Raw genomic sequence first — 13,373 nt, 5'->3', positions numbered from 1 at the left:
TCGACGGTGGTTTGCGGACGCGAATTCGTCGGGGGCGGAACGAATGCGGCTGCCGGGCCGTGCTTCAGACGATGCGTTCGGGCGAGCCGTCGGGGAGCGCGTCGGCTCGCGCCGGTTCGGCGCTGGCGTTCGATGTGCGTGGCGCGTTTGCGTCCGGTTTTGCGTCCGTGTCCGCAGACGACGCAGGCGATCCGGCGGCGTCGAGCGCGGCTGGATCGTCCCAGCTATTCTCGAACAGGCACGCTTCGATCGGCATCCGCGCGGCCCAGCGCTCCGCTTCGAGCATCGGCTTCGCATAGAACGCGTCGACGTGCCCGACGCACAGCACCGCGATCGGCTTCGCGCCGTCGGGCATCCGCAGCAGCGTGCGCAGCGCATCGACGTCGAACAGCGACACCCAGCCCATCCCGAGCCCTTCCGCGCGGGCCGCGAGCCACATGTTCTGGATCGCGCACGCGGCGGACGCGAGATCCATCTCCGGCAGCGTGCGGCGGCCGAACACGTGGCGCTCGCGGCCGTCGGCGAGCGCGACGACCAGCAGTTCGCCGCATTCGCGCACGCCTTCGACCTTCAGCCGCATGAATTCGTCCTGGCGCTCGCCGAGCGCGTCGGCGGTCGCGCGGCGCTCGGCCTCGACCAGCGCGTGGATCGCGGTGCGCAGCGCGGGATCGGTGATCCGGATAAAGCGCCACGGCTGCATGAAGCCGACGCTCGGCGCATGGTGCGCCGCGCGCAGCAAGCGCGCGAGCACGGCCGGGTCGACGGGCGCCGGCGTGAAATGGCGCATGTCGCGCCGTTCGAAAATGGCGCGGTAGACGGCGGCGATGGCGGAGTCGTCGAAACGCATGAGCGGCAAAAGCAGGGGATGACGTCGGCGCAACGATAGCAGACCGCGCGCGGGCCGCGTTACATCAGTCGAAACAAAACACGGAATTGTTGATGGAATGCGGATGCGGCGCCCGGACGCGACATCGGCCGGCAAGCGAGCGGCGCGTGGCGTTCGCGCCGCGCCCGAGCGTCAGCGATTCGGGCCCACGACGTTGGCGGGCGTGCCCGCATGCCAGGCTTCGATGTTCAGCAGCGTCGTGTGCGCGATCTCCGCCAATGCCTCGCGCGTGAAGAACGCCTGGTGCGACGTGACGATCACGTTCGGGAACGTCAGCAGGCGCGCGAGCACGTCGTCCTGCAGCGGCAGGTCGGAGTGATCCTCGAAGAAAAGCCCGCTTTCCTCCTCGTACACGTCGAGCCCGAGATGGCCGAGCCGGCCGCTCTTGAGCGCGTCGACCAGCGCCTGCGCATCGACGAGGCCGCCGCGGCCGGTGTTGATCAGCATCGCGCCGTGCTTCATCCGCGCGAGCGTCTGTGCGTTGATCAGATGGTGCGTCGACGGCAGCAGCGGACAGTGCAGGCTGACGATGTCGGCGTGGTGCAGCAACTCGTCGAGCGCGACATAGCGCGCGCCGAACGCGATCAGCTCGTCGTTGTACGGCGGCACCGAATGCGCGAGCACATGCATCCCGAAGCCCATCATGATCTTCGCGAACACGCTGCCGATGATGCCGGTGCCGATCACGCCGACGGTCTTGCCGTGCAGGTCGAAGCCGAGCAGCCCGTTCAGCGAGAAGTCGCCTTCGCGGGTGCGCGCGACGGCGCGCGGCAGGCGGCGGTTGAGCGCGAGGATCAGCGCGACCGCGTGCTCGGCGACCGCATGCGGCGAATACGCGGGCACGCGCACGACCGTGATGCCGAGCCGCCCGGCGGCCGCGAGGTCGACATGGTTGAAGCCCGCCGAGCGCAGCGCGATCAGGCGCGTGCCGCCGTCCGCCAGCCGTTCGAGCACGGCCGCGTCGACCGTGTCGTTGACGAACGGGCAGACGACGTCATAGCCATGCGCGAGGATCGCGGTCTCCGCGTCGAGGTGCGACGGCTGGAAGTGCAGCCGATAGCCGAACTGCCGGTTGGCGGCGCTAAACGAATCGTCGTCGTACTGCCGGCTGCTGAACAGGATCACGCGCACGCTGCACCTCCGATGGCTGACGCGCGCAGTTTACTGCAGGCCCGTGACGATGTCGGAGCGGTCGGGGCCGCGCGACGGACGCAGGAAACCGTAGTCCGTCCGCTCACGGGTCGCCTGCGCGCTGAAGTGGTCGAGCGCGTGCTCGACGAAGCTGCGCGTGCGGGCCGGCACGTACTGGCGGTTCGGATAGACGAGCGACAACTGCGTGTCGGGATCGTCGATCCGGTAGCCGGCCAGCAGCCGCACGAGCGTACCGTTGGCGAGCGCGTCGGCGACGCACGGCTCGGGCAGCACCGCGATGCCGGCGCCGGCCACGGCGGCCGCGTACACGAGCGCGAGCTGGTTGACCGTGCAGGCCGGGCGCACCGTGACGGAATGCGCGACGCCGTCGTGGCCGACGAGCTGCCACGCGGGGGCGTGCTGGTGCGGGGCGAGCGTGACCCAGTCGTGGCCGGGCAGGTCGTCGGGCGCGCGCGGTTCGCCGCGCCGCTCGAGATAGGCCGGCGCCGCGCACGCGACAAACGGGTTCGGCGCGAGTGCATGGCCGATCAGCGTCGGGTTGCCGTCGAGCCGGTTGCCCGTGACGATGCCGACGTCGTAGCCCGAATCGAGCACGTCGAGCGGCCCCTCGGCGACGGTCAACTGCACGCGCAGCTCGGGGTAGCGGTGCCGGAAGCTGCTGACGAGCGGCGTCAGCGCGAGCGGCGACAGCAGACCCGACGCGACGACGCGCAGCGTGCCGGCCGGCTCGCGCACGGCATGCGCGACGGACGACTCGAGGTGGTCGAATTCCTCGAGCAGCGCACGGCAACCGTCGAGGTAGCGCACGCCGGCCTCGGTGAGCGACAGGTTGCGCGTGGTGCGGTGGATCAGCCGCGTGTTCAGGTGGCCCTCGAGCATCGCGATCGAACGCGTGACGAGCGCATTGGACACGCCGAGATGGTGCGCCGCGCGCCGGAAGCTCTGCTGCTCGGCGACGCAGACGAATACACGCATGGTCTGAATCTGGTTCATGGCTTGTGTATTTCTGGCCCGGTTGATTGATTATGGTTGTGATTTTTCGCCGCGCAACCTCGAAAGCGCATCGCGCGGCACCCAGTTCGTCTTCGTATCGAAAAATCGGCTTTCGATTCCGCAGATGATTGTTAAATACAGATGCGATGTCCGTCAACCTGAGAAAATGGGCGGCTTGCGGAAAATCGAAATAGGGGGTAACGGTTAAACGTCGAGCTGTCTTGCTTGCCTGCCGTTCAAAGGCGGGAGGGTATTGGAATATGCGCCGTGTCGACGAATAATTCGCATGTTAATCAATGGGTTGGGTGTTGTTGGATCACGCTTGATCTGGTAATTGGGGAATCGTTCCCCAATACATGCTACTGCAATGGATGTTTTTTCATCGCACGCGGATTTTGCGTATCGTATTCCGTAAGGCGATTTTTATCGGGTATCCGGTCTATTTCGTTCGATACGCAAATCGTGCTGAACCGTCGGCATCGACGAAGCGCAGCGATATTGGCGGAGAAAATCGCGCGCATGGAACCGTTTCACGACCGGCCGGCAATGCCTTTTCAATCCGGAACCCCGGTGCGCGACGCATGCGCGGCCGGCTGGCCCGGTCCGGCGACCGGGCCACCGTCGCGCTGTCCGGCCGCGCGTGCCTCTTGCGCGCGGCCGCGGAACGCGGAATGATCGATCAGTTCGCCATGCAGCGCGGCGGGCGTCCGTGCATTTCCTTTCCTCGACTTTTACCAGCCATGTCCATCGATTACTCGCCGATTCCCTGTCCCGTCGTCGTGCCGCTCGACGCGATCCTGCCCGAAGAACCGCTGCTGATGATGGGGGCCGGCCCGGTCCCGATCCCGGCCGCCGTCGCGAAGGCGAACACGATCGTGATCAACCACCTCGGCGCGACGATGGCGAAGATCATCGAGCAGGTGAAGGAGATGGCGCGCTACGTGTTCCAGACCCGCACGAAGTGGGTGCTCGGCGTCGCGGGCCCCGGTTCGGCCGCGATGGAAATGGCGATCTCGAACCTCGCATGGCGCGGCACGCGCGTGCTGTCGATCCGCAACGGCTTCTTCAGCGCGCGGATGGCCGAGATGGCCACGCGCGTCGGCGCCGACGTCGCGACGCTCGAAGTGGCCGATCGCGCGGTCGCGAGCCTCGACGAGATCGCGGATGCGATCGCGCGCGAGCGGCCCGAGATCGTCACGATCGTGCAGGGCGAGACGTCGAACACCGTGTGGAACCGCGACCTGCGCGACATCGCGGCGCTCGCGAAGGCGGCCGGCGCGCTGGTCGTCGTCGATGCGGTGTGCACGCTGTCGACGATGCCGCTCGAGATGGACGCATGGGGCATCGATGCGGTGATCACCGGCGGCCAGAAGGGACTGTCGTCGATCCCGGGCGTGTCGCTGATCGCGTTCTCCGACGCCGCATGGGAGCGCATGAAGCATCGCCCCGAACCGAATACGCACTGGTGCCTCGACATGGCGCTCGCGGAGAACTTCTGGCACAACGCCGGCTATCACTACACGGCGCCCGTGTCGGGCGTGCTCGCGCTGCACGAGGCGTTGCGGCTGGTTTGCGCGGAAACGCTCGAAAGCCGCTTCGCGCGCCACCTGCGCTGCTCGCTCGCGCTGCAGGCGGGCGTCGAGGCGATGGGCCTCAAGCTCTATGCGCCGAAGGAATGCCGGCTCAATTCGGTGGTCGGGATCGAGACGCCGGAAGGGCTCACGCCGGGGATGGTCTGCGGCCACATCTCGAAGCAGTACCAGGTCGAGATCTCCGGCTCGTTCGGGTTGCCGATCGTGCGGATCGGGCAGATGGGCGAGCAGTGCCGCGAACACAACCTGTTCCGCACGCTGCATGCGTTCGGCCGCACGATGGTCGACCTGAAGGTGCCGGTCGACCTGCCGGCCGGTGTCGCGGCGCTGGAACAGGAACTGTCGCGGCGCGGCGCGTAGCGCCGCCGAGGGGCACCGACGATCGACCGGCCCCGGGCCGGTCGCGCTCAGCCGCGCTGCATCGCGCGCCGGTACGTATTCGGCGTCGTGCCGTGCGCGTCGCGAAAGCGATGGCTGAAGTGGCCGGCGTTCGCGTAGCCGCAGTCGGCCGCGACCTGCGCGATCGGCAGCGACGTCGTGCGCAGCAGCTCGCGCGCCCGCGCGAGCCGCTGCTCGGCGACCCACGCGTGCGGCGCACGGCCGAACGACAGCCGGAACATCCGCGAGAAGTGATATTCGGACAGCGCGGCGACGTCGGCCAGTTCGCCGAGCGTCAGCGGCTGCGTCAGGTACGTGTCGATGTAGTCGCGCACGCGGCGGCGCACGGCCGGCGCAAGCCCGCCGCGGAACGATGCGTCGGTACGCGTCGTGCTCTGCCCGCGCAGCAGCAGGCTCAGCACCTCGTGCGCGGTCTCGTTCACGCGCAGCCGCTCGTCGGCATCGTCCCAGCCGTCCAGCGCGAGCGAGCGCAGCAGCGCGGCGACGCGCGCATCCTCGAAATAGGTGCGGTCGGCGAGCTTCAGCTCGCGCGGCTCGCGGTCGAGTTCGCGGATCGCGCGCTGCGTGAAGTGCTCGGGCAGGAAATACAGGTGGATGAAGTGCATCTCGCCGCGCACCCACCAGCGCGATTCATGGTCGCCCGGCAGCGCGCACAGCAGGCTCGGCGCGCCGTAGCGCGGCACGCGTTCGCGCTCGGTCCGGTAGCCGCCGTCGAGGTAGCACGACAGCGTGTGGTGGCCGGGCTGCTCGTAGATCGTCTCGCTTTCGTCGGTGATCCGCGTCCATTCGGCGATCGCGAGATGGTCGCCGAGCCACGCGAAGCGCTCGAGCGTCGCGTTCGCGTCGGCGAGCGTGCGGCAGACCGACTGCAGGCCGAACGGCAGATCGCCGCCGGCCAGGGCGGCGGCGCGGTCGACGGGCGGGGCGGAGAGGGAGAAGCTCATGGTGCGACGAGTATAAGCGGGCGCGCGGCACCGGGTGCGACCGCTCTAAAAAGACCGCAATTCCGGACAATCGGCGCGCGCCGCGCGGCGGCATAGTCGGGATCCCGTTTCATCCGATTTCCGGACCGCCACCGCCATGAACCTGTCGCTTTATTTCGTCACCGTGCTGATCTGGGGCACCACCTGGATCGCGATCAAGTGGCAACTCGGCTCCGTGCCGCCGCCCGTGTCGATCGCGTGGCGCTTCTGGCTCGCGGCCGCCGTGCTGTTCGCGCTGCTGCGCGTGATGCGCCGGCCGGTCCGCCCGCCGCGCGAAGCGTGGCGCTACCTCGTTGCGCAGGGCTTCGCGCTGTTCTGCCTGAACTTCCTGTGCTTCTACTACGCGGAACAGGTCGTGCCGAGCGGGCTCGTCGCGGTGATCTTCTCGACCGCGCCGCTGCTGAACTCGATCAACGGCCGGCTGTTCATGGGCCGCCCGCTGCGGCCGTCGGCGATTGCCGGCGCGCTGCTCGGCCTGATCGGCATCGCGTGCCTGTTCTGGCAGCAGATGGCCGGCCATCTCGACGACCACGCGACCTGGATCGGGCTCGCGATCGCGTTCGCCGGCACGATGTGCTTCTCGGCCGGCAACCTGCTGTCGAGCCGGATGCAGTCGATGGGGCTGCACCCGCTCGCGACCAACGGCTGGGCGATGCTGATCGGCGCGGCGATCCTGACCGTCGGCAGCGCGGTGGCCGGGATGCCGTTCACGCTCGACATGAGCCCGCGTTATCTCGGCGCGCTCGTCTACCTCGCCGTACCGGGCTCGGTGATCGGCTTCACCGCGTACCTGACGCTCGTCGGCCGGATCGGGCCGGAGCGCGCCGCGTACTGCACGGTGCTGTTCCCGATCGTCGCGCTGGCCGTGTCGACGGTGTTCGAGGGCTACCAGTGGTCGCCGCTTGCGGTGCTCGGGCTGCTGCTGGTGGTGGCCGGCAATCTCGTCGCGTTCGACCTGACGCGCCGGCTGTTTCTCCGGACGGCCTGAGCGCGCCGGCCTCCGGATAAAAGAAAAACGCCTGCGCGATGCGGGCGTTTTCTTTTTGGGCAGCGGCGCCGCGACCTGCGCGGCCGGCCGCCATGCGGCGGGCAGGCGTGATCAGGCGGCCGCGCCGCTCCCCGCTACACGCGCCTGCCGCTGGTACAGCACCATCGACAGCGCGACGCCCGCGGCGGCCGCCATCGCCGCGAACAGGAACACCTGCGGATAGCCGAACGCGCCCGCGACATAGCCGGCGAGCGGGCCCGTGATGCCGAGCGACAGGTCGAGGAACACCGAGTACGCGGACAGCGCCGCGCCGCGGCTCGCGGGCGGCACGAGCGCGACGGCCTCGACGCCGAGTGCCGGGAAGATCAGCGCGAAGCCGAAGCCCGTCAGCGCGGCGCCGACGAGCGCAACGTGCGGCACCGGCGCGAGCCACAGCAGCACGAGGCCCGAGCATTCGAACGCGAACGACACGATCGCGACGCGGAAGCCGCCGTAGGTCTTGATCGTGTTCGCGAACAGCAGTCGCGCGCCGATGAACAGCGTGCCGAACACGGTCAGCGACAGCGCGGCGTTCGGCCAGTGGCGCGCCGCGTAGTACAGCGTGACGAAGGTCGCGATCGAGCCGAAGCCGGCCGAGCCGAGCGCGAGGCCGAGGCCGTGCGGCAGCACGCGCGTGAACACGCTTGCATACGACATCCGTTCGCCATGCACGAGCGGCACGGAATCGATCAGGCGCGCGAGGTAGAAGCCGAGCGCGGCCAGCGCGATCACGATCACGCCGATCAGCGCCGGATTCAGCGTATGCGCGATCGCGACGCCGACCGGCGCGCCGAGCGCGAGCGCGCCGTAGGTCGCGATGCCGTTCCACGAGATCACCTTCGCGTTGTGCGTGACGCCGACCCGGCCGATGCCCCACAGGATCGCGCCGGTGCCGCACAGGCTCTCGCCGACGCCGAGCACGAGCCGGCTCGCGACCAGCAGCACGAGGCTCGCGACCGGCCAGTGCGCGAGCAGCAGCGCGACGAGCAGCAGCACGCCCGACACGCCGCAGCCGACCAGCCCGCGCAGCACCGTCTGCTTCGGGCCGAGCGTATCGGCGAAGCGCCCGGCGAGCGGCCGCGACGCGAGCGTCGCGAAGTACTGGACGCTGATCGCGCCGCCCGCGACGATCGCGGAAAAGCCGAGGTCGTCATGGACGAAGCCCGGCAGCACCGCGAGCGGCAGGCCGATGGTCAGGTAGCAGATGAACGTGAAGCAGACGACGGACACGATTTGCAGCGTGACCGCGAACCCGCTGCGTGGTGGTGTGGCGGAGTCGGTAGACATGGGGTCGGAACGAATGAACGGAACGGAACGTTACGGAACGGACGGCGGCGAAAAACGGAATCGGGATTTTCCCATGGAACCGGTTTTCACGCAGGTACCATTTAGTTAATCGCGACCTGTTTTCGACGATGACGGATCGTTGCCGACACGTCGGAAACGCCGGCGGGGCACCGTGCGGAAAGGGCGCCGGGCGGCCCCGGCGCTCATATCGCGGCAGTTATATGGGCCCCATGCGTGATGGGCTATGGGTTGCGGAATTTGATGGTGATAGCGTGCAAACTGTCAGAGAAACGTCGGTCGAGCGCTTCGCGCAGGCCGCCTTGCCCCCATTTGAAGAATCATAGAGACATGAGTGAGCCGATCCGCTTCTACCATCGTCACGCGATCCGCGAAGTCAGCGGCGCGGACGTCACCCGCACCGTGCTGCAGTACCTGCGCGAGGACGCGCATTGCACCGGCACCAAGGAAGGCTGCGCGGAAGGCGACTGCGGCGCGTGCACGGTCGTCGTCGGCGAGCTGACCGACGCCGGCGCGGTCGAGTTCAAGGCCGTCAACGCGTGCATCCAGTTCCTGCCGACGCTCGACGGCAAGGCGCTGCTGACGGTCGAGGACCTGCGCCAGCCGGACGGTGCGCTGCATCCGGTGCAGCAGGCGATGGTCGATTGCCACGGTTCGCAATGCGGGTTCTGCACGCCCGGCTTCGTGATGTCGATGTGGGCGCTGTACGAGAAGCACGGCCACGAGGGTTGCGGCAGCGCGTGCGCGAAGGCGAAGGACGTGCCGACGCGCACCGAGATCGCCGACGCGCTGACGGGCAACCTGTGCCGCTGCACCGGCTATCGCCCGATCGTCGATGCGGCCGTGCAGATGTTCGACGCGCCGTCGCCGTCGGCACCGGTCGACACGGCCGCGCTCGCCCGCACGCTCGCGTCGCTCCAGCGCGACGACACATTCGACTACACGACGATCAACGGCGCGCGCTTCGCGGCGCCGCGCACGCTCGACGCGCTGGCCGCGCTGAAGGCCGAGCGGCCCGACGCGTGCATCCTCGCGGGCAGCACCGACATCGGCCTGTGGGTCACGAAGCAGATGCGCCGGCTCGACGACCTGATCTACGTCGGCCAGATCGCCGAACTGCAGCGCGTCGCGGCGCGCGGCGACTGGATCGAGATCGGCGCGGGCGTGACGGTCGAGACCGCATATGCGGCACTGGCCGTCACGTATCCGGAGCTGACCGAGATGTGGAAGCGCTTCGCGTCGCTGCCGATCCGCAACGCGGGCACGCTCGGCGGCAACGTCGCGAACGGCTCGCCGATCGGCGATTCGATGCCCGGCCTGATCGCGCTCGGCGCGCGGGTCGTGCTGCGCGGCGGCGACACGGTGCGCGAGCTGCCACTCGAGGCGCTCTACACGGGCTACCAGCAGAAGGACATGGCGCCGCACGAATTCGTCGTCGGCGTGAAGGTGCCGACCCGCACCGGTGCGCGCGAGAAGCTGCAGTTCCGCACGTACAAGCTGTCGAAGCGGTTCGACTCCGACATCTCGGCCGTCTGCGCGGCGTTCGCGTTCATCGCGGACGGCGACACGATCCGCGAGCCGCGCATCGCGTTCGGCGGGATGGCCGCGACGCCGAAGCGCGCGACGCAGACGGAAGCCGTGCTCGACGGCGCGCAGTGGCACGAAGCCACCGCGCAGGCCGCGATGCAGGCGCTCGAGCGCGACTACCAGCCGCTGTCCGACATGCGCGCGACGAGCACATATCGCCTCGATACCGCGAAGAACCTGATGTACCGATTCTGGCTGGAGACGCGCCCGCACGACCCGCTGCCGCCGCAAGCCCTGAATGTGCGTGAAGTGGCCGCCGAAGTCGGCAACGACGCGGCGCGCGTCTGAAGACGGAGAACACCGAAGATGAACCAGCAAGCAGAACCGTTCCTGAGTACCCTCGACCCGCAGGCCGACGCCGCGCAGGTCCACGTATCGCGCGCGCACGAATCCGCGCACCTGCACGTCAGCGGGCGCGCCACCTACACCGACGACATTCCGGTCGTCGCGGGCACGCTGCACGCGGCGCTCGGATTGTCGGCAAAGCCGCACGCGAGGATCGTGTCGATGAACTTCGACGCGGTGCGCGCGACGCCGGGCGTGGTCGCCGTGTTCACGGCCGACGACATCCCGGGCGTCAACGATTGCGGCCCGATCGTCCACGACGACCCGGTGCTCGCCAGGGGCATCGTGCAGTTCGTCGGCCAGCCGATGTTCATCGTCGTCGCGACGTCGCATGAAACCGCGCGGCTCGCCGCGCGCCGCGCGAAGGTCGACTACGAAGAGCTGCCCGCGATCCTGACCGCACAGGAGGCGCGCCAGGCCGAAACCTACGTGATCCCGCCGCTGAAGCTCGCGCGCGGCGACGCGGCCGCGCGGCTCGCTGCCGCGCCGCACCGCGAGTCGGGCGAGATGCTGCTCGGCGGCCAGGAGCAGTTCTACCTGGAAGGGCAGATCGCGTACGCGGTGCCGAAGGACGACGACGGGATGCACGTGTACTGCTCGACGCAGCACCCGAGCGAGATGCAGCACCTCGTCGCGCACGTGCTTGGCGTCGCGTCGCACAACGTGCTGGTCGAATGCCGCCGGATGGGCGGCGGGTTCGGCGGCAAGGAGTCGCAGTCGGGCCTGTTCGCGTGCTGCGCGGCGCTCGCCGCGTGGAAGCTGCTGTGCCCGGTGAAGCTGCGCCCGGACCGCGACGACGACATGATGATCACCGGCAAGCGGCACGACTTCCACTACCGCTTCGACGTCGGCTACGACGACGACGGCCGCCTCGACGGCGTGGCGCTCGACATGACGTCGCGCTGCGGCTTCTCGGCCGACCTGTCGGGCCCGGTGATGACGCGCGCGGTGTGCCACTTCGACAACGCGTACTGGCTGGGCGACGTCGACATCGCCGGCTACTGCGGCAAGACCAACACGCAGTCGAACACCGCGTTCCGCGGCTTCGGCGGCCCGCAGGGCGCGTTCGCGATCGAGTACATCCTCGACGACGTCGCGCGTTCGCTCGACCGCGATCCGCTCGACGTCCGCTACGCGAACCTGTACGGCAAGATCGAACGCAACGTGACGCCGTACGGGCAGACGGTCGAGGACAACGTGCTGCAGGAGCTGCTCGGCGAACTCGAGACGACGAGCGACTATCGCGCGCGGCGCGCGGGCGTGCGCGCATTCAACGCGCGCAACACGGTGCTGAAGAAGGGCATCGCGCTCACGCCGGTGAAGTTCGGGATCGCGTTCAACGTCACGCACTTCAACCAGGCCGGCGCGCTGGTGCACATCTACACCGACGGCTCGGTGCTCGTGAACCACGGCGGCACGGAGATGGGGCAGGGGCTCAACACGAAGGTCGCGCAGGTCGTCGCGCACGAGCTCGGCATCCGCTTCGGCCGGATCCGCGTGACGGCGACCGATACGAGCAAGGTTGCGAACACGTCCGCGACGGCCGCGTCGACGGGCTCGGACCTGAACGGCAAGGCCGCGCAGGATGCGGCGCGCCAGTTGCGCGAGCGGCTCGCGGTGTTCGCGGCGAAGCAGTACGGCGACGGCAAGGTCGATGCGGCCGACGTGAAGTTCGGCAACGACTTCGTGTGGGTCGGCGGCAACGGCGTGCCGTTCGGCGAAGTGATCGCGAAGGCGTACCTCGCGCGCGTGCAGCTCTGGTCCGACGGTTTCTACGCGACGCCGAAGCTGTACTGGGATCAGTCGAAGCTGCAGGGCCGGCCGTTCTACTACTATTCGTACGGCGCGGCCGTGTCGGAAGTCGTGATCGACACGCTGACGGGCGAGATGCGCACGCTGCGTGTCGATGCGCTGCACGACGTGGGCGCGTCGCTGAACCCGGCGCTCGACATCGGCCAGGTCGAAGGCGCGTTCATCCAGGGGATGGGCTGGCTGACGACCGAGGAGCTGTGGTGGAACAAGGGCGGCAAGCTGATGACGCATGCGCCGTCCACGTACAAGATCCCGACCGTCAACGACACGCCGCCCGAATTCAACGTGCGGCTGTTCGAGAACCGCAACGTCGAGGACAGCATCCACCGGTCGAAGGCCGTCGGCGAGCCGCCGCTGCTGCTGCCGTTCTCGGTGTTCTTCGCGGTGCGCGACGCGATCGCGGCGGTCGGCGATTACCAGGTGAACCCGCCGCTCGACGCGCCGGCCACCGGCGAGTCGATCCTGCGCGCGGTGAGTGCGGTGCGTGCAGCCCGCGCGGTTCAGGCAGGCTGACATGAAACGGCCCCCACGCTCACTTTGTTCGCTTGGGGGGGCGCAGCCCCCCCATCTCCCGATGGCTTATCCCCATGCGTGTGGGGCGGCCCGGCGGAGGCTGACATGAACGGGCCCGCACGCTCGCTTCGCGCCGCGTCGAACCCGACGTTCGCGCAGGGCACCGGCCAGCGCAACCGCGCGACCGGTGCGCCGGCGCCGATGCACATCGTGCTGTTCGGCGCCGGGCACGTCGGTCACGCGCTCGTCACGCTGCTCGGCGCACTGCCGTGCGTCGTGCAGTGGGTCGACACGCGCGACGAGCTGTTCCCGGACGAATGTCCGCCGAACGTGCAGCCGGAGCCGACCGACACGCCGGAGGCCGTCGTCGACGCGGCGCCGCCCGGCGCGTACTTCCTCGTGATGACGCACAACCACGCGCTCGACTTCTCGCTCGCCGCGCAGATCATGCGGCGGCGCGACTACGCGTACTTCGGGATGATCGGCTCGCGCACCAAGCGCGTGAAGTTCGAGCGCCGGCTCGCCGCGCGCGGTGTCGATCCGGCGCGGCTCGTGGAGATGGTGTGCCCGATCGGCGTTGCGGGCATCGTCGACAAGGCGCCGGGCGCGATCGCGGTGGCCGTGTGCGCGGAGCTGCTGCAGGCGCGCTCGGGCATGCCGGTGGCCGACGCGAAGGCGGCCGCGGCCGGGCGCGCGCGCGACGAGGTGTCCTGCACGCGGTAGCGCCGTGCGGCCGGCGCACGGCCGCGCGTTTTTGCATACACTGCACGGCAACGCGC

Annotated in this window: 10 protein-coding genes; 5 read left to right on the top strand and 5 right to left on the bottom strand. The window is 69.0% G+C overall.

Annotated elements, in window-relative coordinates:
- Positions 1–64: 64 nt before the first annotated feature.
- The 3 genes from bluB to JYG32_RS10395 form a co-directional block, all read right to left on the bottom strand.
- Complete coding sequence (bluB, locus tag JYG32_RS10405) at positions 65–847, bottom strand: 5,6-dimethylbenzimidazole synthase (protein WP_213263505.1); 783 nt, start codon at positions 845–847, stop codon at positions 65–67.
- A gap of 171 nt (positions 848–1,018) precedes the next feature.
- Entirely contained in the window at positions 1,019–2,017 is a 999-nt protein-coding gene (locus JYG32_RS10400; RefSeq protein ID WP_174383683.1) for a 2-hydroxyacid dehydrogenase, read from the bottom strand.
- A 30-nt stretch (positions 2,018–2,047) separates the two neighbouring features.
- Positions 2,048–3,031, bottom strand: coding sequence for a LysR family transcriptional regulator (locus JYG32_RS10395; protein WP_213263504.1), 984 nt, complete (start codon positions 3,029–3,031; stop codon positions 2,048–2,050).
- 740 nt (positions 3,032–3,771) lie between these two features.
- On the opposite strand from JYG32_RS10395, the gene JYG32_RS10390 reads away from it, so the two are divergent.
- On the top strand, positions 3,772–4,983 hold the full coding sequence (locus JYG32_RS10390; protein WP_174383681.1) for a pyridoxal-phosphate-dependent aminotransferase family protein: 1,212 nt from the start codon (positions 3,772–3,774) through the stop codon (positions 4,981–4,983).
- 47 nt (positions 4,984–5,030) lie between these two features.
- Here JYG32_RS10390 and JYG32_RS10385 read toward each other — a convergent pair whose 3' ends face one another.
- Positions 5,031–5,966 (bottom strand): AraC family transcriptional regulator, encoded by a 936-nt coding sequence (locus tag JYG32_RS10385; RefSeq protein WP_213263503.1) that lies wholly within the window; start codon positions 5,964–5,966, stop codon positions 5,031–5,033.
- A gap of 136 nt (positions 5,967–6,102) precedes the next feature.
- Between JYG32_RS10385 and JYG32_RS10380 the strand changes: the two genes are divergently transcribed.
- Positions 6,103–6,993 carry a DMT family transporter gene (locus JYG32_RS10380; RefSeq protein WP_213263502.1) on the top strand — a complete coding sequence of 297 codons (891 nt, stop codon included), beginning with the start codon at positions 6,103–6,105 and terminating at the stop codon, positions 6,991–6,993.
- Between the two features lie 111 nt (positions 6,994–7,104).
- On the opposite strand, the gene JYG32_RS10375 is transcribed toward JYG32_RS10380, so the two are convergent.
- The gene (locus JYG32_RS10375; protein WP_213263501.1) at positions 7,105–8,319 is read right to left on the bottom strand and encodes an MFS transporter; all 1,215 of its coding nucleotides are present in this window, start codon (positions 8,317–8,319) and stop codon (positions 7,105–7,107) included.
- 348 nt (positions 8,320–8,667) lie between these two features.
- On the opposite strand from JYG32_RS10375, the gene xdhA reads away from it, so the two are divergent.
- From xdhA to xdhC, 3 genes are all read left to right on the top strand, one after another.
- The gene (gene xdhA / locus JYG32_RS10370; RefSeq protein WP_213263500.1) at positions 8,668–10,212 is read left to right on the top strand and encodes a xanthine dehydrogenase small subunit; all 1,545 of its coding nucleotides are present in this window, start codon (positions 8,668–8,670) and stop codon (positions 10,210–10,212) included.
- Between the two features lie 18 nt (positions 10,213–10,230).
- Entirely contained in the window at positions 10,231–12,594 is a 2,364-nt protein-coding gene (gene xdhB, locus JYG32_RS10365) for a xanthine dehydrogenase molybdopterin binding subunit (protein WP_213263499.1), read from the top strand.
- Positions 12,595–12,699: 105 nt separating this feature from the next.
- Complete coding sequence (gene xdhC / locus JYG32_RS10360) at positions 12,700–13,317, top strand: xanthine dehydrogenase accessory protein XdhC (protein WP_213263498.1); 618 nt, start codon at positions 12,700–12,702, stop codon at positions 13,315–13,317.
- Positions 13,318–13,373: the final 56 nt, after the last annotated feature.

Origin of the sequence: Burkholderia pyrrocinia, assembly GCF_018417535.1 — a bacterium.
GTDB classification, from domain to species: Bacteria; Pseudomonadota; Gammaproteobacteria; order Burkholderiales; family Burkholderiaceae; genus Burkholderia; species Burkholderia pyrrocinia_E.
The sequence above is the reverse complement of the archived record's forward strand: the minus strand, read 5'-3'. Positions and strand labels throughout refer to the sequence as shown.

Coding starts and splice junctions, on each gene's coding strand:
- bluB (WP_213263505.1), bottom strand. CDS start 847: ATGCGTTTCGACGACTCCGCCATCGCCGCCGTCTACCGCGCCATTTTC.
- JYG32_RS10395 (WP_213263504.1), bottom strand. CDS start 3,031: ATGAACCAGATTCAGACCATGCGTGTATTCGTCTGCGTCGCCGAGCAG.
- JYG32_RS10390 (WP_174383681.1), top strand. CDS start 3,772: ATGTCCATCGATTACTCGCCGATTCCCTGTCCCGTCGTCGTGCCGCTC.
- JYG32_RS10385 (WP_213263503.1), bottom strand. CDS start 5,966: ATGAGCTTCTCCCTCTCCGCCCCGCCCGTCGACCGCGCCGCCGCCCTG.
- JYG32_RS10380 (WP_213263502.1), top strand. CDS start 6,103: ATGAACCTGTCGCTTTATTTCGTCACCGTGCTGATCTGGGGCACCACC.
- JYG32_RS10375 (WP_213263501.1), bottom strand. CDS start 8,319: ATGTCTACCGACTCCGCCACACCACCACGCAGCGGGTTCGCGGTCACG.
- xdhA (WP_213263500.1), top strand. CDS start 8,668: ATGAGTGAGCCGATCCGCTTCTACCATCGTCACGCGATCCGCGAAGTC.
- xdhB (WP_213263499.1), top strand. CDS start 10,231: ATGAACCAGCAAGCAGAACCGTTCCTGAGTACCCTCGACCCGCAGGCC.
- xdhC (WP_213263498.1), top strand. CDS start 12,700: ATGAACGGGCCCGCACGCTCGCTTCGCGCCGCGTCGAACCCGACGTTC.